Source organism: Daejeonella sp., from assembly GCF_036405355.1.
Taxonomy (GTDB): Bacteria; Bacteroidota; Bacteroidia; order Sphingobacteriales; family Sphingobacteriaceae; genus Daejeonella.
Genome location: NZ_DASWXT010000146.1, coordinates 23598 through 47005 on the forward strand (window position 1 = coordinate 23598; position 23408 = coordinate 47005).

At 40.0% G+C, this 23408-nt stretch carries 17 protein-coding genes and 1 tRNA gene; 3 read left to right on the top strand and 15 right to left on the bottom strand.

The window, feature by feature from the left end; genetic code table 11:
• Window positions 1-36: 36 nt before the first annotated feature.
• The 4 genes from VGE44_RS18180 to VGE44_RS18195 all read right to left on the bottom strand — a co-directional run bounded on the left by VGE44_RS18180 (window position 37) and on the right by VGE44_RS18195 (window position 3974).
• Window positions 37-1419 (bottom strand): neutral/alkaline non-lysosomal ceramidase N-terminal domain-containing protein, encoded by a 1383-nt coding sequence (locus tag VGE44_RS18180; protein WP_331081838.1) that lies wholly within the window; start codon window positions 1417-1419, stop codon window positions 37-39.
• Between the two features lie 65 nt (window positions 1420-1484).
• Window positions 1485-3212 carry an FAD-dependent oxidoreductase gene (locus VGE44_RS18185; protein ID WP_331081840.1) on the bottom strand — a complete coding sequence of 576 codons (1728 nt, stop codon included), beginning with the start codon at window positions 3210-3212 and terminating at the stop codon, window positions 1485-1487.
• Window positions 3213-3582: 370 nt separating this feature from the next.
• A tRNA-Ser gene (locus VGE44_RS18190) sits at window positions 3583-3669 on the bottom strand.
• A gap of 62 nt (window positions 3670-3731) precedes the next feature.
• Window positions 3732-3974 (bottom strand): GIY-YIG nuclease family protein, encoded by a 243-nt coding sequence (locus VGE44_RS18195; protein WP_331081842.1) that lies wholly within the window; start codon window positions 3972-3974, stop codon window positions 3732-3734.
• A gap of 296 nt (window positions 3975-4270) precedes the next feature.
• Between VGE44_RS18195 and VGE44_RS18200 the strand changes: the two genes are divergently transcribed.
• Both VGE44_RS18200 and VGE44_RS18205 read left to right on the top strand, forming a co-directional pair.
• The gene (locus VGE44_RS18200; protein WP_331081844.1) at window positions 4271-5242 is read left to right on the top strand and encodes a polyprenyl synthetase family protein; all 972 of its coding nucleotides are present in this window, start codon (window positions 4271-4273) and stop codon (window positions 5240-5242) included.
• A gap of 2 nt (window positions 5243-5244) precedes the next feature.
• The gene (locus VGE44_RS18205) at window positions 5245-6288 is read left to right on the top strand and encodes a TerC family protein (protein ID WP_331081846.1); all 1044 of its coding nucleotides are present in this window, start codon (window positions 5245-5247) and stop codon (window positions 6286-6288) included.
• Between the two features lie 255 nt (window positions 6289-6543).
• Here VGE44_RS18205 and VGE44_RS18210 read toward each other — a convergent pair whose 3' ends face one another.
• From VGE44_RS18210 to recJ, 3 genes are read right to left on the bottom strand one after another with little or no spacing between them, the layout of a single operon-like run.
• Window positions 6544-8052: a GH3 auxin-responsive promoter family protein gene (locus VGE44_RS18210; protein WP_331081848.1), complete on the bottom strand. Its 1509-nt coding sequence runs from the start codon at window positions 8050-8052 to the stop codon at window positions 6544-6546.
• Between the two features lie 24 nt (window positions 8053-8076).
• Window positions 8077-8811, bottom strand: a complete 735-nt coding sequence (gene lptB, locus VGE44_RS18215) for an LPS export ABC transporter ATP-binding protein (protein ID WP_331081850.1) — start codon at window positions 8809-8811, stop codon at window positions 8077-8079.
• The gene (gene recJ / locus VGE44_RS18220; RefSeq protein WP_331081852.1) at window positions 8808-10526 is read right to left on the bottom strand and encodes a single-stranded-DNA-specific exonuclease RecJ; all 1719 of its coding nucleotides are present in this window, start codon (window positions 10524-10526) and stop codon (window positions 8808-8810) included. The genes lptB and recJ overlap by 4 nt, the downstream gene beginning before the upstream one ends.
• Window positions 10527-10583: 57 nt before the next feature.
• Here recJ and VGE44_RS18225 point away from each other — a divergent pair, with 57 nt between their 5' ends.
• Window positions 10584-11348, top strand: coding sequence for an MBL fold metallo-hydrolase (locus VGE44_RS18225; RefSeq protein ID WP_331081854.1), 765 nt, complete (start codon window positions 10584-10586; stop codon window positions 11346-11348).
• Between the two features lie 184 nt (window positions 11349-11532).
• Here the strand turns inward: VGE44_RS18225 and VGE44_RS18230 are convergent, their stop codons facing one another.
• From VGE44_RS18230 to ahcY, 8 genes are all read right to left on the bottom strand, one after another.
• Entirely contained in the window at window positions 11533-12114 is a 582-nt protein-coding gene (locus VGE44_RS18230; protein WP_331081856.1) for a YceI family protein, read from the bottom strand.
• A gap of 104 nt (window positions 12115-12218) precedes the next feature.
• Entirely contained in the window at window positions 12219-14444 is a 2226-nt protein-coding gene (locus VGE44_RS18235; protein ID WP_331081858.1) for an ABC transporter substrate-binding protein, read from the bottom strand.
• Window positions 14445-14703: 259 nt separating this feature from the next.
• Window positions 14704-17586, bottom strand: coding sequence for an aminomethyl-transferring glycine dehydrogenase (gene gcvP, locus VGE44_RS18240; RefSeq protein ID WP_331081860.1), 2883 nt, complete (start codon window positions 17584-17586; stop codon window positions 14704-14706).
• A gap of 158 nt (window positions 17587-17744) precedes the next feature.
• Window positions 17745-18317 carry a hypothetical protein gene (locus tag VGE44_RS18245; RefSeq protein ID WP_331081862.1) on the bottom strand — a complete coding sequence of 191 codons (573 nt, stop codon included), beginning with the start codon at window positions 18315-18317 and terminating at the stop codon, window positions 17745-17747.
• 67 nt (window positions 18318-18384) lie between these two features.
• A complete protein-coding gene (selD, locus tag VGE44_RS18250; protein WP_331081864.1) occupies window positions 18385-19443 on the bottom strand; it encodes a selenide, water dikinase SelD in 1059 nt (352 codons plus the stop codon).
• A gap of 82 nt (window positions 19444-19525) precedes the next feature.
• The gene (gene mnmH / locus VGE44_RS18255; protein ID WP_331081866.1) at window positions 19526-20578 is read right to left on the bottom strand and encodes a tRNA 2-selenouridine(34) synthase MnmH; all 1053 of its coding nucleotides are present in this window, start codon (window positions 20576-20578) and stop codon (window positions 19526-19528) included.
• Between the two features lie 27 nt (window positions 20579-20605).
• Window positions 20606-21328 (bottom strand): pyridoxine 5'-phosphate synthase, encoded by a 723-nt coding sequence (locus VGE44_RS18260; protein ID WP_331081868.1) that lies wholly within the window; start codon window positions 21326-21328, stop codon window positions 20606-20608.
• A 426-nt stretch (window positions 21329-21754) separates the two neighbouring features.
• Window positions 21755-23071: an adenosylhomocysteinase gene (ahcY, locus tag VGE44_RS18265; protein ID WP_324485798.1), complete on the bottom strand. Its 1317-nt coding sequence runs from the start codon at window positions 23069-23071 to the stop codon at window positions 21755-21757.
• Between the last annotated feature and the right edge of the window lie 337 nt (window positions 23072-23408).

Sequence of the window (23408 nt, forward strand, 5' to 3'; positions counted from 1 at the left end):
TAAATAAAAATGAAAGCAATAATTATCAGTACGGTTTTATTTTGAATCCGGAACCGTAATTCCTATCTCTTTCGATAATTTTAAAACTTCGCCCATAATTAATGGCTCTATCGATTCTTTCCATTTTGCAGGTAACCCGAATGCCATTTGGGAAGTATGGCCTTCATATCCGCCTTCACGCAGAATTTCAACGGTTGGAATATAGGCCATCACATCATTGGAGTAACCCATCACAAACAGGTCAGGGCCAAAGATCTTTTTAAGTTTGATCGCATAGTCCACAACAGGCTCTCCTCCAAGTGCAACTAATGACTGATTTCCCAATTGCCAGAACTGAACAGGATAGGGATAATTACTCAGGATGCGTTCACCCTTTTCGTATTTCCGGATCATTTCCAGAGCCCAATTCCTGATGTAGCCATTTTCTTTGGAGATCATTTGGTTTAACTCTTCCTTGCCGGGTGGGTTTTCAAATTCAATACTTACTTCTGAATAGGCGGTCTTCAAACGTGGCTCGAGTTCTCTCATTTCCCCTTCCAGTACAGCCTCCACAACCAATGCAAGTTCCTGCCCATATTGTTTGGCCAATGGAACCGTTTTACGCGGAAGGGCATTCTGGTTTCCACCGCAACCCTGAAAAAATAAGGCAGTGGCTCCGGGATGTACTTTTTCTACCTGAATCTGTGCATAGCCTGCATAATCTCCCGACCATTCATAACCACTTAATACCGTATTATGACAGGCATAACCAAAGGCTATGGCCAATACTTTTCCCTGTTTATCACTTACCCTGATTACCGGGACAGCATAATCACTCGGTCCTTTCAGATCAGTCTGGGCATCGATTTTGTTTTCAATATTATTCCTCCTGTTTACTGCAAATCTGGTGATACCATTTTGTGTCGAAATGTTAACAGGTCTCATTGAATTTAAGGCTTTTTTGACCAATGCTTCTATCTGAGCTTCAAATTTTATCGTATAAACCCTTATATCTTCTTTTTGCTGAGCATTTAAAGGATATAGTGCGTGTAGGGCATCCTGCAGCACCGGGCCCGAATGGGTATGCGAGGTATTGAAAATAATTTGGCTACGTGAAAGCTGGAAACTTTTTTCAAGTCGGTTTCTGATTTTTTCAGAAATACTTTTTGGAATACCTGATAGATCGGTAGTGATGAGCACCGCTTTTTTACCTGCGGCATCTTCAAATACGAGTGCTTTTGCCCAAAGTTCATGAAGTTTGCCTTCTGAGGGGCGGGTACGCGCTGCAAATCCGGCCATCCACATCGATTTTTCAGGAGTTATAATTACACTTGCTACTCCGGCTTTCCAGCCAGACTGATTCTTATCCTGCGCGGATAAATTTTGACAGGATACAATCGTTAGAGAAAGAAATATAATCAGAACGAGATTTTTTTTCATGGCATAATAAAAAAATAAGCAAAGTTTAGTTAGATTCCTTGTTCAGAAGATGTTAATTCAGAACCTTATTGAAGTACCTGCTTATACTTTAAAAGATCTGCTTCCAACTCTTTGTATGGAATATCCTGAACACTATAATTCTTGTCAATAGCAATACTTGCGGCAATTGCTGCTGACTGCCCGAGTACCATAAAAACAGGTTCCATACGGATGGATCCAAAGGCGATATGAGTTGCAGAGAGACAGGCAGGTGCAAAGAGATTATTTATTTCTGATCTTTTGGGAACTATTGACTTATAGCTTATCGGATAAGGGCTTGCAACATGGGCTTCAACATTGCCTTCATTTTTCACAAAGCCATTCACATCTACATAGCGTTTGATGTTGTGGGAGTCCATACCATAAGCACCCATCCCAACCGGATCTTCAGCGACTACCAGACGTTCGCAATTTTTTTGCGTCATTACATAATCACTGATCATGCGTCTTGCTTCCCTGATATATAATTGTCCCTGCCAGCCGTCTTCCCTTTCATATTCATCCTTGCAGGTACCCCATGTAGAAACCACATCCCGCACTTTTTTAGGAATCCGGGGATGATAGGCCAGAGTCCACATTAAACCCTGCTGATATTTACGGTGACGTTCAACAATCTTTTCGCGCTCTTCATAGCTTGCTTCGGGGTAGTCGTAGTTCTGACCAATAAAATCAGTTGAAAATCCTTTCTGGTTATTGGTATCTGTTTTACGGTTTGGCATATCCGAATTTATCCAGGGTACTAACGGGTCGCCATAGTCATACATTTTTTCTATGGGACCTTCGGCAGCCTCGTAGTTTCTGAATAATAATTCGTAGTCCAGTTCTTTATAACCAACAGGTTTGGCAAAAGGTATTCTGTTGTCGGGATGATTCGTTAAGGTCATGCGGAAGCAATAGGTCTGTATCTTATTGTCGCCTTTTCCATCAATTCCCGGTTTACCGGCTGTGATAAATGGAAGGAGTCCGCTTTTAGGATCACCTTTTTTAATGTAGGGATCTACTCCTTCAATGAAATTATGATTATAGGTATTCATTGAAATTGTTCTGCGTAGAGTCAGACTAATTTTGTTTGCCTGAATACCGTTTAATGTTTCGCCGTATTGCGCATTGGATTCACGGCCAACCGTGTAACTTACTCCGGCGGCAGCCATTAAATCACCTTCATAAGTCGCATCAATAAACATCTTGCCCTGATAAACCTGACCGCTTTCCATTTGGATGGATGTGATTTTTCCGGATGTTTTTTTGACTCCGCTTTTACGGTTTAATCGTTGATTATAAACGAGGTTGATGTTTTTTTCCTTGCTTAACATCTCCTTAAAGATCTTCAATGCCGCCGAAGGTTCAAAGGTCCACATAGCATCTTCGTGTACCGCGCTGGTTGTTTGTCCGCCGTCTTTATAAGTTTCCCTCCTTTGCCAGATCCAGTTTTCAGGTTTTTGGTAATAGGCTTTCACCTGTTGATAAAATTCCCTGGATAATCCTCCTATGGCCTGTTTGTTTCCAATATCCGTTTGCCCGAGTCCGCCGGTAGTTAATCCGCCGATTCTGTTTGTAGGCTCAATCAATATCACCTTTTTACCCATCCTCGAACTTTGAATGGCTGAGCTGATACCTGTTGAGGTGGCACCGTAGACTACGATATCGTAGTTTTGGATGTTTTGGCTGAAAACTGGATGACTACGCCCGACGACTAAAATTGTGACAAGTAGAATTACTTTACTTAGGGCATCAATGGATTTTAATTTATTCATAAGGAGGGATTAATTAAGAAGCAATGGAAATAAAACTAATGAAAATATTTATTGAAAGTGAAATCGTCTGGAAAAACAATTGGGAACGGCCATGAAACTCGAGAACTAATTTTTCTTCTAAAGGAAAAACTTTAGCATTTATTTACACTACTATTAGTTTCCCTGTGGTGTTATCACCGACCACATAAATATCTGGGGTAGAGGATGGGATTAATTCATTGATCCCTTTAGGAGGAATCGTCAAGCCAAATGCTGTCGCTTCGTTTCACTCCGCTATTGTCATTTTATGTTTCTCGCTTTTACGAGCTAAGGCTCGCAACGCTTGAAACAAAAAATGCCATCCGCCTATGGGCGGACAGCATTTGTCTTGCGGAGAGGGTGGGATTCGAACCCACGGTACCATTGCTAGTACACGAACTTTCCAAGCTCGCTCGTTCGGCCACTCTGACACCTCTCCGATAATTGGACCTATTTATTGTTTTTACTTATTATCTATAACATTTTGGGCTTATACCCCACTTATATTATACCGTTTTCTTTCAAAAACAAATACCCATTAATTGATTTGTAAAATATCTCCCTTTGATAAGCAAGGCTTCTTGTTTCGTGCTGCTCAATAAAGTGTAAAATTAAAGGTCTTCTATTTTTTGTTGATTTTATATCTCCTTTATTATGTTTTTTTAATCGTTCTTCTATGTTTTGAGTGCTTCCATAATAGAATCTCCCATCTTTTTCACTTTTTAATATATAGCTGAAGTACATTATTAAATATACCTATTGAAGAAATATATTAATAACGGTACCAGTGCTAGTACACGAACTTTCCAAGCTCGCTCGTTTGGCCACTCTCCGAAGGAGTCCTTCGGACTGACACCTCTCCGGATCTGCGGCCTTTCCTTTCAGAAGGGATGCAAAAGTATCAAAATTCTGTAAATATTGGAGGGTTTTACAAATTTTAGATCAAATCTGAATGTGTGAGCTTTGATTTAGTGCTGAAATAATCCCGCATTTTCAATATGTTTGCAGAATAATTCATATTTACCAGCAAGCCATAATTAATGCTGAATCTCGAAGAGATTAAAAAGCCCATCGCCGCAGAACTTGAAACTTTCGAAGCAAAGTTCAAAGCGTCTATGCAGAGCTCTGTGCCGCTTCTTGATCGCATTACCCATTACATTGTAAAGCGCAAGGGTAAGCAAATCCGGCCAATGTTTGTGTTCCTTTCTGCGAGCCTTTGTGGTGGAATTACAGAAGCAACTTATCGTGGTGCAGCACTCGTTGAATTATTGCATACTGCTACCCTGGTCCATGATGATGTGGTCGACAATTCATACGAGCGTCGCGGATTTTTTTCGGTCAATGCCTTATGGAAAAATAAGATCGCGGTTCTGGTAGGTGATTTTCTTCTATCCAAAGGACTTTTACTTTCGATCAACAATGGTGATTTCGGACTACTCAAGATCGTATCTGATGCGGTGAAGCAAATGAGTGAGGGTGAATTATTGCAGATTGAGAAGGCACGCCGACTGGATATTGACGAAGCGGTGTATTATGAAGTAATCCGTCAGAAAACAGCTTCATTAATTGCATCATGCTGTTCATGTGGTGCGGCTTCTGCAGGTGCCGATGCTGAAATTGTCGAGAAAATGCGCCTTTTTGGCGAAAAGGTTGGTATTGCATTTCAGATTAAGGATGATTTATTTGATTTTGGAACAGATGATGTTGGTAAACCTCTTGGAATCGATATTAAAGAAAAAAAGATTACACTTCCCTTGATCTATGCTTTGAATAAAGCAGGCAGTTCTGAAAAGAGAAGAATCATTAACCTGGTAAAAAACCATAATGAGGAGTCGGATAAGGTTTCTGAAGTCATTGATTTTGTACGTAACAGCGGTGGACTTGATTATGCCCGAAGCCGTATGGATGCCTATCAGCAGGAAGCTTTTACTATTTTAAATGAACTGCCAGAACACGAATCTCGTGATTCCCTCCAGCAACTGGTCAGATTTACTACTGAGCGTAAAAAATAAACATGTCAAACGAGATTATATTTTTCGGCAGCTTTCTGCTTTTTATTGTGCTGATGCTAGCCATCGATCTTGGTCTCTTTAACAAGAAGGATCATAAGGTTAGTATGAAAGAAGCGGCCATTATGAGTTTTATCTGGGTGAGCTTTGCGATAGGTTTTTATTTTCTGTTGCTTACTGAAGGTGAATTATTACATGATATCACCAGTTTTGCCAAACTTCAGGAGGTCACTGCCAAGCATCTTCATAATATTACCCTTATCCCGGGCAATTTTCCGGAGAGCCTTTCAGTTTATAAACAGAATCTTGCGCTTGAATTCCTTACAGGATATGTTATAGAATATGCTTTATCGGTTGATAATATCTTTGTAATGGTGCTTATTTTCTCTGCTTTTGGGGTGGACGAGCGATATTATCATCGGGTATTATTCTGGGGTATCATTGGTGCAGTTCTGATGCGCTTTCTTTTTATTTTCCTTGGTTCTACGCTCATCAATGAGTTTGGCTGGATACTGTATATTTTTGGGGCATTCCTTATTTATACTGGCGTTGGCATGTTCCTGAGCAGAGATGAGGAAGAAAAGATTGATACAGAGAACCATAAAGTCGTACGTTTTGCTTCGAAATATTTCTCTGTTTATCCGGAGTATGTGGGTAATAAATTCTTTATTAAGGTCGATGGAAAGAAAATGGTTACTCCGCTTTTCATTGTTTTGCTGATCGTAGAGTTTACCGATCTTATTTTTGCAGTTGATTCTATCCCGGCAATTTTTGCGGTAACCAAAGATCCTTACATCGTATTTTTCTCAAATATTTTCGCCATTCTTGGCTTAAGATCAATGTTCTTCCTGCTGGTTAATGTGATCCATAAATTCCATTATCTGAAGGTAGGATTAGCATTCCTGCTCGTATTTATTGGCATCAAAATGCTGGCCCATCACTGGCTGTCCTTATGGGGTTTTACAACCATGCACTCGCTCTTTGTAATATTATTTATTCTTACAACGAGTATAGTGGCATCGCTGGTGTTTCCGAAAAAGGGGGAATAGGAAATAGGGAATAGGAAATAGGAAATAGGGAATAGGAAATAGGGAATAGGATGTTTCAGCCAGGCCTTTAATCTTTGCTCCTTGTTCTATGATCAAATTTATTGTTGCCAGTTACCTGTTATCAGTAAATTGTACTGAATGTCATATGCACCAGTAATGTCTTTATTCTTTGATCCTTACTCTTATAACAAAATCTCAAGCGAACCAGAATTCATCTTGACCCGATAGCTATCGGGTCTTGGCTCTTGATACTCCTTAAAGCATTTTTAATATCTCATCTACATAAGCCCTGTCATTCGCAAGGCGCGGTACTTTATGTTGTCCTCCAAGTTTGCCACGGTTTTTCATCCAGTGATAGAAAGTATTATCGGGGGCAAGGTGCAGCAATGGACGGCGTAATGCCATGTCCTTATAACGCTTTGCGTCGTAATCTGAATTCGCTTCCCTTAAGGTTTGGTCCAAGATATCTGTGAACCGTTCAATATCATCGGGCTTTTGCTCAAATTCAATGATCCATTCGTGCCCTCCAACTTCATCATCTTCAAAGTAAATCGGACAGGCAGTATAATCACGGATGATTGCATGAGTCTCCAGGCAGGCTTTGGCGAGTCCTTTTTCAGCATTGTCTATGATCAGTTCCTCCCCAAAAGCATTGATAAAATGTTTGGTACGGCCTGTGATCTGAATGCGATGCGGCGAGAGGGAGGTAAACTTGATCGTATCACCAATCATGTAACGCCATAATCCCGCATTGGTAGAAATAATCAGTGCATAATTCTTATTCAACTGGACCTGATCAAGGCGGAGGGTTTTTGGGTTCTCAGCATGCAGATCTTCCATCGGAAGAAATTCATAATAAATACCATAATCGAGCATCAATAGCAGCTCTTCTGAATTAGGCTGATCCTGAATGCCGAAAAATCCTTCGGATGCATTGTAGGTTTCGAGATAATACATATTATCTGAAGGAATCAGTTTTTTAAACTGCTCGCGATAGGGATTGAAATTTACTGCTCCGTGAAAGTAAAACTCCAGATTTGGCCAAACTTCAAGCAGATTATTTTTGCCGGTAATTTCAAGAATGCGTTTGGCAAGAACAAGATTCCAGGTAGGAACACCGGCGATATTGGTTACATTAACATCAATAGTAACGCGGGCTATTTTTTCTACCTTTTCCTCAAAATTATCCATCAGTGCGATCGACATATCCGGTGTGCGGTAGAATTCGGCCCAGAATGGTAAATTTTTAATCAAAACTGCAGATAAGTCGCCATAACAGGAATCTGTATTCAATTGGTTGATTTGATGGCTTCCTCCTAAAACCAGGCATTTTCCGGTAAATATTCTGGCATCTGGCCTGTTATCGCAATACATAGATAGCAGGTCTTTGCCGCCTTTAAAATGGCACTCTTCAAGTGATTCTTCGCTTACGGGGATGAACTTGCTGCGGTCATTTGTGGTGCCTGATGATTTGGCGAACCATTTGATCTCAGATGGCCAGAGCACATTTTGCTCGCCGCTCATCATTTTTTCGATATATGGTTTTAGTGATTCATAATTCTGAATCGGAACCCGTTCCTTAAACTGATCCTGATTATAAATGGATGAATAACCATACTTTTTGCCCCATTCAGTATGTTGGGCGGTAGAAATAAGCGTCTGAAACCATTCATCCTGAACATCATAGGGGTATTTTATGAAAAGCTCGATCTGATGCATCCGCTTTTTCATGATCCAGGTAAAGATGGAATTTACAATTGTCATTCTGCTTTATGGCTTATTTGGGGCTCAAAGTTTCTTTTTTCGCAGTTCAAAATTCTGACCAAGATAGAATTTTTTGGCCATTTCATTATTCGCAATCTCCTGTGGGGTGCCTGTGAGCATGATCTTTCCCTCGGCAAGTAAATAAGCTCTGTCGGTTATGGAGAGGGTTTCCTGAACATTATGATCGGTAATCAGAATTCCGATGTTTCGCAGCTTAAGTTTTGCCACAATACTTTGAATTTCTTCAACTGCGATAGGGTCGACGCCGGCAAATGGTTCATCCAGAAGGATAAACTTCGGATCGGCAGCAAGCGCTCTTGAAATTTCAGTTCTTCTTCTTTCTCCTCCCGAAAGCAGGTCGCCCCGATTCTTCCTTACTTTGTGCAGGCTGAATTCATCGATCAGTTGTTCAAGCTTATCCCTTTGTTCTTCCTTACTGAGTTTTGTCATCTCAAGAACGGCCTTGATATTATCCTCCACTGATAATTTTCTAAAAACTGAAGCCTCCTGCGCAAGGTATCCAATGCCTTTTTGAGCCCTGCGATACATTGCATCCTCGGTAATATCTACGTCGTCCAGAAATACATGGCCTTCATTTGGCCTGATCAGTCCAACAATCATGTAGAATGAGGTTGTTTTTCCTGCTCCATTTGGCCCAAGTAATCCCACAATTTCGCCCTGCGAAACATGAAAGGATACATTATTAACAACAGTGCGTTGTTTATATTTTTTTACCAGATTCTCAGCTCTTAATATCATTGTTTCTGGTTTGGAAGAGATGCCCGTATCCCCTTGATATTTAGCTGTATCGATTTTTTCTCTTTCCATCTGTTCTCTTCAATGGTATAACAAATGTCAAATGCTGCTCCCGAATTGATCAGGTCCAGATATTCACCCAAACCAAAGCCTATACAATTATAGTAGGTCTGATTATCCTGATGCACACACATTTTCAAATGCTTATTGCCAACAATTGTTGCAGCACCGTAAGTATAAACATTTCTGCTAACAAATACAGGGGCCATATTTTGCGGACCGAATGGTTCAAACTGTTTCAGTATGCGGAAGAATTTCGGATCAATCTGTTTCAGTTCAATTTCTGCATCGATATTTATCGCCTGTACGAGCAGTTCCTCAGGAATGCTGGCTGCAACAACCTCCTCAAAGCGCTGCTGAAATGCAGGGATATTCTCTGTTTTCATCGTCAGCCCAGCTGCATATTTATGACCACCGAACTGAATCAGCAAATCACTGCATTCGCATAATGCTTCATAAAGATCGAAGCCTGCTACTGATCTTGCCGAACCCGCCGCATAACCGTTTGAATTAGTCATAACGATGGTTGGACGATAATATTTTTCGGTAAGCCTTGATGCCACAATCCCGATTACGCCTTTATGCCAGTCTGCATTATAAACAACTGTTGTTTTGCGTTCAATCAGAACCGGATCTTCATCAATCATTGCTAATGCCTGCTCGGTAATATTGCTGTCGTGCTCCTTACGTTCCGTATTTTTTGTGTTGATGATCTGGCTTTTTTCAATAGCTATGGCTTCGTCGTCAGCGATCAGCAGATTTACCGAATGCTTCGCATCATCAATCCTTCCGGCAGCATTGATCCTTGGCCCGATCGTGAATACCACATCCATGATGCTCAGGTTTTCTTTTCTTCCCGAAATATTCATAAGGGCCAATAAGCCCTTGCAGGGATCTGTATTTAATTTAAGAAGACCATACCAGGCCAGGATCCGGTTCTCTCCTGTAATTGGTACGATGTCGGAAGCAATACTAACAGCTACCAGATCCAGATAAGAGCTTACCTGCTCAAAAGGAATGTCATATTCAAGGGCATAAGCCTGAATCAGCTTAAACCCGATACCACAGCCCGATAATTCTTTATAAGGATAAGTACAATCACTGCGTTTGGGATCAAGTACTGCTATTGCTGCAGGTAGCTGATCTCCGGGAAGGTGATGGTCACAGATAATAAAATCTATCCCCCTTTCGTTTGCATAATCGATTTTATCAACCGATTTGATGCCGCAATCCAGTGCGATAATCAGCGAAAACCCATTTTCAAAGGCATAATCGATTCCCTGAGTGGAAATGCCATAACCTTCACGGTAACGATCAGGGATATAGAAATCAATTTCTGAATGAAGTTTTTTAAAGAAGCTGAAAGTGAGGGCTACTGATGTGGTTCCATCTACATCATAATCACCATAAATAAGAATCTTTTCGCCTGATGTAATTGCCTGATTGATACGGGATACTGCTATTGCCATATCCTTCATCAGGTAAGGGTCGTGAAGTCTGTTGAGTTCAGGTCTGAAGAAAATTCTGGCCTCTTCAAAATCAGTGATTCCTCTTTTAACCAGAAGGCTGGCAAGAACCCTGTCAATATTTAGTGATTCCTGCAATTCCGTTATTGCTGCAAGATTTTCAAGCTCCCGTTCCACCCACCTTTTTTGCATATCTTTGCCTTAATAAACCGTAAAAATAGAATTTAACATCCTAATAAACAAAGAACATTGAAAGCTTTCGCCTTATATGAAGGATCTTATTCTGTAGATAATTCAAAGACATTTATTCCATTTGATCCTGCAATTCATAATCCCAAAGACCGGCCTGCCTCACTGTTTATTTATGTGCAGCCTTTTCTGGTTGAAACCGGGAATGATCTGATTATTCTGGATACTGGTCTTGGCTTTCATAATGAGCAGGGTGAGCTAATTATTCATGAGAATATAAGGCGCGCGGGCTACGATCCTGCTGATGTCAGTCTGGTTCTGATGTCGCATTTGCATTTCGATCATGCTGGTGGAATGATCAATCATGCAGATGGTAAGCTGTCATTAAGTTTTCCAAACGCCGAATATGTCATCCAAAGAGGGGAGTGGGAAGCAGCCTACAGTAAACCATCATTATCTTACAAAACAGAGATTTTTGATTTTGTTCAACGCAGTGGTTCAGTACACTTTATTGAAGGAAGCGGACAATTTAACAGGGAGATAGCCTTTGAACTAACTGGAGGTCATTGCGAATATCATCAGGTATTCCTGATCAGGGAGGATGAAGAAACCATATTCTTTGGTGCAGATATTCTTCCTGAGCCTGAGCAATTGTTAAGAAAATTTATTGCCAAATATGATTTTGATGGCAGAAAATCTATGGAATTAAGACAGGAATACGGGAAACGGGCCGCTGAAGAGCACTGGAATTGTTTATTCTATCATGCTAAAAGCAAGGCCATTGCGAAAGTAGCATTTGAGAATGAAGCGTTCAGAATAGTTTAGAAGTATTGAGTATCAAGTATCAAGAACCAGGACGGAATTCGGGTTCAATTGAGACTTAGTAGTTTAGAATAAAGAACAAGGAACAAAGACTATTAGGCATTCATTTGACATTTAGTAATCTCAAAGTTAATTAACCAAACTTGTCTTTGTTCCTTATTCCTTATTCCTTATTCTTTGTTCTGATCTAATTTTTCTTTGCTGTCAGATTAATGTTCAGCTCAAACTCATCATCAATTGCTTTATCGCCAATATCACCGAAGAAGGTTTTTGATCGAAACTTGATATCATATTTTGTGCGGTCAACCCTGATGCCTGATGCCACAGCCACTACCACATCTTTACCTTGTTTAACAGTTGCAGGAAATGTCAGTGGATGTGTAATTCCTTTGATTGTTAGATTTCCGGTAATGTTTACACGTTCTTTTCCGGCTGCAGAAACTTTTGTGATCTCAAATTTTGAGCTTGGGTTTTTTTCGGCTGAAAAGAAATCCGGTGATTTTAAATGGGTTGTAACCCGGGCATTATCTGAGGTAATGCTGGACATGTCCATAAGAAACACTCCTTTTTGCAAAGATTTTCCATTATAAACCAGGCTTCCTTCTGTGATTTTTACTGTTCCGGTATGGCCACCACCAACTTTTTTCGCTGACCATCCGATTGAGGAGTTTGCTGTGTCAACTGTGTAAACATCTTCTTTAATTGGGTTAAATGCCATCATAAGGATGGTTGCTGCCAAAAGGATTGTAAAAGAGAATAGTTTCTTCATTTTTTTTTCATTAATTAATTGATCAATTCCTATAAATATATTCTAAATATATTTTTGTTTATCTGTTTAAGGAACTGTCACTTATAAATTACCTGAGTCTGACATTAAGACAAAGTGTTTTTGTGATTTTTGAAATAGATGCAAAAAGTTGTGCCTACATCAGGCAAACTATCAACTTCAATTTTTCCATCCATAGCATCAATCTGTGATTTGATAATGTATAATCCCAGACCTTTCCCATCAATATTGGAATGAAATCGCTGATATAGGCCAAAGATTTTATTTCCGTATTTATCAAGATTTATGCCTATTCCGTTATCACTAAAGAAAAGTTGGGTAAAATCCTTGCCTTCACGTGTTTTTAATGAGATCACCAGATTCCTGTCTTTGGATTTGTATTTAATCGCATTGGTGAACAGATTAAGCAATATACTATGAAGGTAATGTCTCGGGAAATGGATATTTAAATCATTTGCAAAGTTTACTTCTATTTTTGCACCAGAGCTCCTGATTTGGTTTTCTATCGTTTTAATCACCATATTAAGCTCAGTTTGAAGATTCAGGTCTTCACTTTTTACCGATTTTCCTGATTGGCTGGCTACGATTTCTACCAGGTCATTCAAGGTATTGTCTAATTGCCTTACACATTCATGAATACTCTGGCGGATCTCGTCCTGAAGCTCCTGAGAGAGGTTGCTCTCCTGCTGTAGCTCTGTCAGACTTATAAGATTTACTACGGGGGCACGGAGATTGTGAGAAGTGATATACGCGAACTTTTCAAGTTCATTGTTTTTCTTGCTGAGTTCTTTAGTGATTCCCTGCAATTCAATCTCCTTTTGTTTAATGAAGTCGATATCCAGTAAAGAGCCTACAACTACATTTTTTCTTGCACTACCATTCGAACTGATCATTTTGCTGAAAGAAAGAATCCATTTCCAATCGCCATGAATAGTTTTAATGCGATAAGTCAGGTTATTATATAAATTTTTTCCTTCTCTTAAATAGGTTGTAGCCTGTTTCACATTTTCAAGGTCATCGGGATGAATAGCACTCAGAAGGATATCATATTCTAAAAATACATCCGGGTCGATACCCTGATTTTGGAACCAGTTTCGGTCATAAATCACTTTATCTGTATCCAGATCCCTGCTCCAGATACTAAGTCCAGCCGCTTCTATTGCGATCTCCAAACGTTGTTCTGCCTTTATTCGATTAATGATCTCAGTTTGAAGGTCTGCAGTTCTTTTTAATACCTGTCTCCGCAAGCGCCAGTTACCGATTATATTTATTATAAATAGAAATCCTGCCACTCCGATTGCGTAGAGCAAATAGTCGAAATATTGCACTTTTTTTGTGCTCGAAGACCTGAACAATAAACCTTCGATTGTTACATCCTTATCTGCAAGTCCGAGTTGCTTATATATATTGAGCATGTTCTGCCAGCGTCCGGGATTCATATGTCCAATCTCAACAAGTTCGGGAAGAATCAATTTATTCATTTCACCGGCTTCATAAAGCAATTGCTCTCTGCTAATACCCCGACTCTTTACGCCAGGTAGCCCAAGTATATATTCTGTAATTTCTTCAGGGTGGCTCATTGCATATTGCCAGCCTTTCAAACTTGCTTCGTTGAATTTTTCAACAGTCCTGGGGTGGCTATTTGCCATCTTAACTGTAGTGAAAAGGAGGTCGCCATAAAAGTCGATACCATAATTCATGGGATTGATTATGCTTACTTCATGTCCCATTTTACGTAAAAGCTGTGGTTCAACAGTAATGTAGGCGCTTTGCGCATCAACTTTTCCCTTGATAAGATCCTGGATTTGCCAGCTGTGATTAATAATGTTTACAGAGTCTTTTGGAATTCCCTCGTTTAATAACAGGGCTTTTAATAAACTACCTCCCTGATCTTCGGATACCATAATTGACTTTCCAGCTAGATCTGACGGAGAACTGATATTCCTTTCCGACAAGGTCATGAAGATGTATGGAGAGTGCTGAAAAATAACGGAAACTACTACTACCGGTTCTTTATTGATGAAGGAGTTCAAGATATCAGATCCGGTGACACCGAAATCGGCTTTACCTTTCAGTACATTATCTACAGGTGGATTTAAAGCATTGCCTTGTAATATTTCAACATCGAAGCCTGCATCTTTATAAAAGCCCTTTTCTTTTGCGGCATAATAACCAGCAAATTGAAATTGATGCAGCCATTTTAGCTGAAGTTTTATAGGTTTTAATTCTTGAGAAATAGTCTGTAGAGGAAAAATCAGGCATAGCAATATCAGAGCAGTATATTGTACTAGGAAATGAAAATTTATTTTCATTTTGATACTCATTAATTACTCTTCCACTGGGAAATCAATCAAGTTTAAATTTACTGATTTTCAAGCAGTTAATTTCACAATATAAGAATATTGCTCCGGGTCTGTCAATTCGTGTTTCTCTCACAGGATTTTTTACGAAAATTTTAAAAAATTGTTTTACGGTTAATAAATTTAACACGAGAGCAATAAATATAATTAAATAAAAATACCCTGCTTTTGGGCAGGGTATTCTTAGTATAAAGAGTTGAAAAGAATAAGATTATGCTACTTCCTCTGCATATGATTCTATTGGAGGACATGAACAAATTAGTGTCCTGTCGCCATGAGTATCATTAACCCGGCCGACTGACGGCCAGAATTTATAGGCAGCGACATAAGGCAAAGGAAATGCGGCAGTTTGTCTGGAGTAAGGATGTGTCCAATCATCTGCAGTCACAACAGAAGCTGTATGGGGTGCATTTTTCAGAGGGTTATCAACTGCATCCTGTTTACCGATTTCAACTTCTGATATTTCAGCCCGGATAGCAATCATTGCATCGCAAAAACGGTCCAGTTCATGTTTAGGTTCTGATTCTGTTGGTTCGATCATGACCGTGCCTGCAACCGGGAATGACACTGTTGGTGCATGGAAACCATAATCCATCAGTCGTTTGGCAATATCGGTAACTTCTACACCGAGTGCCTTAAAAGCACGGCAATCCAGGATCATTTCATGTGCACAGCGGCCCTGACTTCCCGAATACAGAACCGGGTAAGAATTCTCTAACCGGGCTTTAATATAGTTGGCATTCAGAATCGCGAATTTGGTTGCATTTGTCAATCCCTCGCCGCCCATCATAGCAATATATGCATGTGATATCAGTAGAATTGAGGCTGATCCCCATGGTGCTGATGAAACCGCAGAAATTGATTTTTCATTACCCATATGAACTACAGCATGTCCTGGTAAAAAAGGTACCAGATGTTTTGCTACACCTATTGGGCCCATTCCTGGTCCACCACCACCATGTGGGATACAAAATGTTTTATGGAGATTAAGGTGACAAACATCGGCTCCGATTGTTGCCGGACTGGTTAGTCCAACCTGAGCATTCATGTTTGCGCCATCCATATAAACCTGTCCCCCGTTCTTGTGGATGATTTCACAGATCTCGATAATCGATTCTTCGAATACACCATGTGTTGAAGGATAAGTTACCATCAGACAAGAAAGATCAGAAGCATGTTCTTCAGCTTTCGCTTTCAGGTCGGCTACATCAATATTACCTCTTTCGTCGCATTTAACGATTATGATCTTCATACCTGCCATGGCTGCTGATGCAGGGTTTGTTCCATGAGCCGAAGAAGGAATCAAGGCAATATTCCTATGAGTATCGCCTCTGTCTAAATGATATGCGCGAATAACCATAAGTCCGGTATACTCACCCTGAGCACCAGAATTGGGCTGCAAACTCATAGAGGCAAAACCGGTTATTTCACTCAGCCATTTATTCAGTTCATCGAAGATCTGCATGTATCCTCCAACCTGATCGGCAGGTGCAAATGGATGAATCTTGCTGAATTCTGCCCAGGTAACAGGGACCATTTCTGTTGTGGCATTGAGCTTCATAGTACAAGAACCTAATGCAATCATCGAATGGCAAAGCGAAAGATCCTTTGCTTCCAGTGACTTAATATATCTGAGCATTTCATGCTCAGAATGATACGAGTTAAATACCGGATGAGTTAAATAATCAGATTCACGTTGTAACCGGGAAGGAATATGACTGCTAATCCCTGATTTAATTCCATCCAAATCCAGTTCATGAGCATTTTTACCCATAACTTTTGCAAAGAAGCGAATGATTGTCAGAACATCATTGGGAGTAGTTGTTTCGTCAAGTGTTATGCTAACCAAAGAACCTTCATAGTTCAGGTTTACTTCATTATTAAGCGCTTCTGCATGAATAGGGTTGATGAGGTCTCCCAATTCCAATTTAATGGTATCGAAGAAAAAATTATTTTCCTGTTTATATCCAAGAGTCTTAAGGGCCTGTGATAAGAATACACTTAGTCCGTGGATACGTTCAGCAATCTGCTTAATTCCTTTAGGACCATGGTATATTGCATACATGCTTGCCATGATTGCCAGCAGTGCCTGTGCGGTGCAAATATTTGAGGTTGCTTTATCTCTTCTGATATGCTGCTCACGGGTTTGAAGTGCCATACGCAGTGCATAGTTTCCGGCACTATCAATGGTTACCCCAATTATCCGGCCCGGTAAAGAACGCTTATATTCCTCTTTAGTAGCAAAAAATGCGGCATGAGGTCCGCCAAAACCCATTGGAATACCAAAGCGCTGGCTTGAGCCAACTACAATATCGGCACCCCATTCTCCCGGAGGACTTAATAAAGCAAGGGCCATGATATCGGCAACTACTGTAAGCTTTATGCCTTTCTCATGGGCTTTGCCTGCAAAATCTGAATAATCATAAATCTGACCTTTAGCTGCAGGGTATTGAACAATAGCACCGAACATTGTCTCATCCAGATTTACTGTTTCATGGCTGCCGATAAGTATCTGAATTCCATAAGGCGCAGCGCGGGTTTGAAGGATGTCAATAGTCTGCGTCAAAACCTCTTCCGAGACAAAAAATACCTTTGCATTCTCATTCTTTCTAAGGCTGTATTGCATAAACATTGCTTCAGCAGCGGCAGTTCCTTCATCCAGAAGAGAAGCATTTGCGATTTCCATTCCGGTGAGATCCATCACCATGGTCTGAAAATTCAACAGGGCCTGTAAACGCCCCTGTGCAATTTCTGCCTGATAGGGTGTATACTGGGTATACCATCCCGGGTTTTCGAGGATATTACGTTGAATGACACCCGGAACAATTACATCATGGTAACCCTGACCGATGTACGATTTGAAAACCTTGTTTTTAGAGGCTGTTTGTTTCAGATCATTCAGGTAATCTGCTTCACTCTTTGCTGCCGGCAGGTTCAGATTATTTTTCAATCTGATATTTGGAGGTACTGTTTGACTGATTAATTCGTCAATGGAATTCACACCAATGGTGCTTAGCATTTTTGCTGTGTCCTGCTCATTCGGAGCAATATGACGCTGCTCAAATTTTTCCTGATAATCTATATTAAGCTTCATTAAAAAGAGGGGAGTTTTTATGAGGCAAAAATAAGGATTTTCAGCACATTATTTAATTGCAATAATAATTTGCCAGAAATAAAACCGGCAATAACTTACATGGCCAATTTTTGCTCTAAAAAAGCTAAATGCTATTGATTTTCAACATTTTTTGATATTTATTTTTCAGCGGAAACGACCCAGCCTTCATCTTTCTTATGTTTGAGTTTATAGGTTTTTGTAATAAACTCACTGTTTGAACCTTTGTTGTTGTCAAAAGGATAGAAGTCTGTTTCAGCCTTCACTAAAGTTACTGTCACTTTTGCAGAATTGTCATTGGTTTTCACAAAATTAACAGGCTTATCATTGTCCATCTCATAAATGATAGTCTTAACCTTTGCTTTATCATTACCCTGTTCAAGAACAAAAGGTGCTGATTTCTCAGTTAATTTGATCAGATAGACAAATGAACTGTCTTTGGAAAGGAAAACCTTCTTTTGTTCCTGCACATCCATCGTAATGTACCCCGACTCTTCCAGCTCTTTGTACTTATTTAGCTCCTCCTGATCTTTATTTTGACGGAATTTCATTTCACCAAAATTGAAACTGGCTGTTTTATATTCTGGATTTTCATCCAGATAATTTGAGATCACCGATGCCGCCTCGTCATCATTGATGGTTGTTTCAGTCCCGCATCCGCTGATGAACAGGAATCCCAAAGCAATGAATAAATAGAAAACTGTTTTTTTCATAATCGTGTTTCTTAAAGATAATCAAATCCGGAGTAAATCATACTTAAGCCATAGAAGCTATACTCCTTTAAATTATTTCTACCAGATAATTTCCGGACTTCTCTCTTAACGACCCGAAACATATAATATTTGATTCGGGAATGCCATTTGACCGAAGAATTTCTTCAAAATCCGCGGTTTTAGATTCTTCTACGGCAACCAGCAGCCCCCCGCTGGTTTGAGGATCAGCAAGGATTGTGGTTTTTCGGGTCAGCGTTGTACTGCCTGAACCAATTTTATGACCGTAACTGTTCCAGTTTCTGTTAGTGCCTCCCGGGACTGAATTTTGATCAAGGTATTCTTCAATCACCTCAATTTTTGGAACTTTGTCAAACTCAATAACAGCCTGTAAATTACTGCCTTCACACATTTCTGAAAGATGCCCGAGTAATCCGAAGCCTGTAACATCTGTCATTGCTTTTACATAATCCAATTTGCCCAGAGTTTCACCAATTTTATTTAACATCGACATGCTTTTTGGGGCAATGGCTGCGTGTTCAGGTTTTAGAATTCCCTTTTTTTGTGCCGTGGTCAGGATTCCTACTCCAAGTGCTTTGGTTAGATAAAGTTTGCATCCTGCTCGTGCAGTAGAGTTTTGCTTTAAATGTTTAATATCTACAATGCCATTGACAGACAGACCAAATACGGGTTCAGGGCAATCGATACTATGTCCACCGGCGAGAGTTATACCGGCCTCAGTACAAATTGCCCTGGAACCTTCGAGTACTTTTTGTGCAACTTCGGGCGATAATTTATCGATCGGCCATCCTAATATAGCGATAGCAAGTACTGGCTTTCCACCCATCGCATAAACATCGCTGATGGCATTGGCCGAGGCTATCCTGCCAAAGTCGTAGGCATCATCCACAATTGGCATAAAAAAATCCGTTGTTGAAATGAGTGCATTCCCATTTCCAAGATCTAGTACTGCTGCATCATCTCTGGTATTATTTCCTACCAGTAAGTTAGGGTCGGCCAAATGAGTAATTGGGCTGTGCAGAATAATGTCTAATACTGCCGGACTAATTTTACAGCCACAGCCTGCACCATGTGAATATTGGGTTAATTTTATTTCTTCGGGGTTCATATAAATGAGTAGTGAGTAATGAGTATTGAGACCCGATAACTATCGGGTTGAGATATTTATGATGCTATTTAATTTAAAATAATTAAGACTCAATATCTACATTATTTAAACTTTCTGATTTAACGTGATTCAAGAGTAGTCTGCAGTTTTCTTCCGCATCTGTACTGCTGCATTGAATGATATGGATACTTTCTTTTTCCCTTTTTCCCTGCCCATTGGCATAGGTTTTATCATAATAGACCAGTACAATTTTTATAAAATCATCCATCCGGTTTTCTCTGATTGCCAGAATCGCATCACGGGTTTGTTCTGGGCCAAGTCTTTTACCGATTCGCAAGGTACTTTCAATCAAGAACTCTTTGTCAAGTACTCCGTATTCCTTTACCAGAAAATCGACTCTCTCCTGAAATGGTACTATGATTTTCATCACAGGAGCAAGGCGCATCTGATGGAAAATGGGATTGGGAATGAAACACCGACCTATCGACAAACTCTCATCCTCCAGCCAAAGCGGAGTGTTTTTGTCAATTTTATTCAGCTCACGCGCGAGTAAATTTTCGAACTGCTCCTGACCGGGCTGATTGAGCTGACCCATAGATCCATAGGAAGAGCCCTGATGTTGCGCAAGATCTTCAAGATCGATAACCTGCTGGGAATAATCTTTGAGCTGATTGAGGGTCTTTGTTTTTCCGGAGCCCGTCATCCCGCCCAAAATAAGTATGGAATAAGTTTCTTTAAATTGATCGAGTACCCAGTTACGGTACCTTTTGTAACCTCCTTCAAGAAGGAATACTTCAAAACCATAAAGATTTAATGCCCAGGCCATTGCGCCGCTACGCATACCTCCACGCCAGCAATGGATCAGGATTTTTTTTTGAGGAGCAATTTTAAGAGCCTGCTTAATAAAACCTGACCATTTTGGACCGGTAAGATCAAATCCAAGCAGAATTGCAGCTTCACGACTTTTTTGCTTATATGTTGTACCTACCTGAACCCTCTCATCATTAGAAAAAATGGGAAGATTATGAGCATTCGGAATATGTGCATGAGCAAACTCAAGCGGGGTTCTGACATCAATCACCGGGATAGTTTCGGCAAGTTGCAGAAATTTATCAATGTCCAGTGTTTGAATCATACTCAAGGAATAGTGCCGCTTATGAAATTAATTATTCTTTAGTGCCCTCAGGTACATTTGGATTGTATTTTCCAAACCTAAATACAGAGCGTCGCAAATAAGTGCATGTCCGATACTCACCTCGAGTAATCCGGGAATGTTTTTTGAAAAGTAATTTAAATTATGCAAATCAAGATCATGGCCTGCATTTATACCCAGACCCAATTTATTGGCAATCCTGGCAGCTGCAATATAGGGTTTAATGGCAAATTCCTTATCGGCATGATAATTACTGGCATACGATTCAGTGTAAAGTTCTATGCGATCTGTTCCTGTACGCTCCGCAGCTTCAACCATTTCTTCTGCAGGATCAACAAAAATGGATACACGAATGCCTTCGGATTTAAATTCAGCGATAATATCTTTAAGATAGCCCTGATGTTTGATCGTATCCCAACCATGATTGGATGTTAACTGACCCTCAGCATCAGGCACCAATGTAACCTGTGCTGGCTTATTGGCTAAAACCAACTCAACGAATTTTTTTTCTTTGGGATTACCCTCAATATTAAACTCAGTTTGAATCACCTTTTTCAGGTCGAATACATCCTGATAGCGGATATGTCTTTCATCAGGACGTGGATGAACTGTAATTCCCTCCGCTCCGAATCGTTCAGCATCCAGTGCAACTTTAATCAGATCAGGGTTATTGCCACCTCTTGAATTACGAAGTGTAGCTATTTTATTGATATTAACTGATAGATGTGTCATAGTATTATTAAGCAGCACTAAATATGAATTCAGCAACTGATTCAAAGATAGATAAATTGTGATAGACTATCCTAACCTGGCCACACAGGCCTTTGTAAAATAAACCTATTGGGGCGGCCGCGTTAGCTTTTTTGCCAGCGGTAAATTTTTCTGTATTTACCAGTTATTTGCAAAAAACTAAAGCAGAGCACAGGACTAGCAGAATCAAAGAACCAGAGACTCTGCTTTTCAGAAAGTAAGGATTCAGCCAACCAAAAATCGAATTTCATCCATTGCCTAAGCCACTACCCAGTTGAATTTATTCGGTCGCGGCACCAGTGGAAGATTACGCGCAGATAACCCTAAAGTCTGAGTTTTCGGCAATAAAAAAGCCCTTACGAATAATCGAAAGGGCTTTTTGTTTGTACGCCATAAGGCGTTCAATTATTAGTATCTGTAAGTGTCTGCTTTGAAAGGACCTTCAACAGGAACACCAATATAATCAGCCTGATGCTGATCTAATGTTTCAAGTTCAACGCCAATCTTTGCAAGATGTAAACGGGCTACTTTTTCATCCAGGTATTTTGGAAGAACATAAACCTTGTTCTCATACTTATCAGTGTTTGTCCAAAGCTCTAACTGAGCTAAAGTCTGATTAGTGAATGAATTGGACATAACGAATGAAGGGTGTCCTGTTGCACATCCTAAATTCACTAAACGGCCTTCAGCAAGTACGATCACATCCTTACCATTCAGGGTATATTTATCAACCTGTGGTTTGATTTCAACTTTAGTATTGCCGTAGTTTTCGTTTAACCAAGCCATGTCGATCTCGTTATCAAAATGGCCGATATTACAAACGATAGCTTTGTCTTTTAAAGCAAGGAAATGCTCGCCACGAACGATATCACAGTTACCGGTAGTTGTTACCACAATATCTGCTTCTTTAATTGCTGTTGCTAATTTCTTCACTTCATAACCTTCCATTGCTGCCTGTAAAGCACAGATAGGGTCAATTTCAGTTACAATTACACGAACTCCCTGAGAGCTTAAAGAAACTGCTGAACCCTTACCAACATCGCCATAACCACAAACAACAGCAACTTTACCAGCCATCATTACATCAGTTGCACGACGGATCGCATCAACCAATGACTCACGGCAGCCATATTTATTGTCAAATTTAGATTTGGTAACTGAATCATTTACGTTGATTGCAGGTAAGTGCAATGTTCCGTTTTTCATACGCTCATATAAGCGGTGAACACCAGTAGTTGTTTCTTCAGAAAGACCTTTGATACCAGCAATCAGTTCAGGGAACCTGTCAAATACCATATTAGTTAAATCACCACCATCATCAAGAATCATGTTTAATGGTTTGCGATCTGGACCGAAATGTAAGGTTTGCTCAATACACCAGTCAAATTCCTCCTCATTCAGACCTTTCCAGGCATAAACCTGAATTCCTGCAGCAGCAATTGCAGCAGCAGCATGATCCTGGGTTGAGAAAATGTTACATGATGACCAGGTAACTTCAGCTCCTAACTCAACAAGAGTTTCAATTAGAACAGCTGTTTGGATGGTCATGTGTAAACAGCCTGCAATACGTGCACCTTTAAGAGGTTTTGATGCACCAAATTCTTCGCGAAGTGCCATTAATCCTGGCATTTCTGCTTCAGCAAGACCGATCTCTTTACGGCCCCATTCTGCTAATGAAATGTCCTTAACTTTGTAAGGAACATAATTTGTCTCTACTGATGACATAGTTTGTGTTTTAAGTGCGTTTTAACGCACGATAAATGGATAATTATATATTTCTTATTTTAAGAAGAAATGTTCGCAAAGGTAATTATACTTTGGTCAATTCAAAAGGGTAAAGGGCTGTATTTAAGATCGAATGATATTTATTGGTAATGTGCCTTATGGAGTTTTTGGAAAGCAGGGCCTAGGATTCTTCTGTCTCACCTGTCCGGCTCTTCGCTTAAGTTTTGGCTCTTAAATTTAGTTTAATGTAAAGATTGCATTAGCCAAAAGCTATCGCTTCAATCCGGTTTATTTAACTTAGGCTTCATGCATTGATGTCGAGACAGTAAACCGTACA

What these genes read in the sequence shown, in the direction of transcription:
- VGE44_RS18195 (WP_331081842.1), bottom strand. Translation starts at nt 3,974, where the DNA reads ATGTACTTCAGCTATATATTAAAAAGTGAAAAAGATGGGAGATTCTAT.
- VGE44_RS18260 (WP_331081868.1), bottom strand. Translation starts at nt 21,328, where the DNA reads ATGACACATCTATCAGTTAATATCAATAAAATAGCTACACTTCGTAAT.
- VGE44_RS18245 (WP_331081862.1), bottom strand. Translation starts at nt 18,317, where the DNA reads ATGAAAAAAACAGTTTTCTATTTATTCATTGCTTTGGGATTCCTGTTC.
- selD (WP_331081864.1), bottom strand. Translation starts at nt 19,443, where the DNA reads ATGAACCCCGAAGAAATAAAATTAACCCAATATTCACATGGTGCAGGC.
- mnmH (WP_331081866.1), bottom strand. Translation starts at nt 20,578, where the DNA reads ATGATTCAAACACTGGACATTGATAAATTTCTGCAACTTGCCGAAACT.
- VGE44_RS18185 (WP_331081840.1), bottom strand. Translation starts at nt 3,212, where the DNA reads ATGAATAAATTAAAATCCATTGATGCCCTAAGTAAAGTAATTCTACTT.
- VGE44_RS18180 (WP_331081838.1), bottom strand. Translation starts at nt 1,419, where the DNA reads ATGAAAAAAAATCTCGTTCTGATTATATTTCTTTCTCTAACGATTGTA.
- recJ (WP_331081852.1), bottom strand. Translation starts at nt 10,526, where the DNA reads ATGCAAAAAAGGTGGGTGGAACGGGAGCTTGAAAATCTTGCAGCAATA.
- lptB (WP_331081850.1), bottom strand. Translation starts at nt 8,811, where the DNA reads ATGATATTAAGAGCTGAGAATCTGGTAAAAAAATATAAACAACGCACT.
- VGE44_RS18230 (WP_331081856.1), bottom strand. Translation starts at nt 12,114, where the DNA reads ATGAAGAAACTATTCTCTTTTACAATCCTTTTGGCAGCAACCATCCTT.
- VGE44_RS18205 (WP_331081846.1), top strand. Translation starts at nt 5,245, where the DNA reads ATGTCAAACGAGATTATATTTTTCGGCAGCTTTCTGCTTTTTATTGTG.
- VGE44_RS18235 (WP_331081858.1), bottom strand. Translation starts at nt 14,444, where the DNA reads ATGAAAATAAATTTTCATTTCCTAGTACAATATACTGCTCTGATATTG.
- gcvP (WP_331081860.1), bottom strand. Translation starts at nt 17,586, where the DNA reads ATGAAGCTTAATATAGATTATCAGGAAAAATTTGAGCAGCGTCATATT.
- ahcY (WP_324485798.1), bottom strand. Translation starts at nt 23,071, where the DNA reads ATGTCATCAGTAGAGACAAATTATGTTCCTTACAAAGTTAAGGACATT.
- VGE44_RS18210 (WP_331081848.1), bottom strand. Translation starts at nt 8,052, where the DNA reads ATGACAATTGTAAATTCCATCTTTACCTGGATCATGAAAAAGCGGATG.
- VGE44_RS18200 (WP_331081844.1), top strand. Translation starts at nt 4,271, where the DNA reads ATGCTGAATCTCGAAGAGATTAAAAAGCCCATCGCCGCAGAACTTGAA.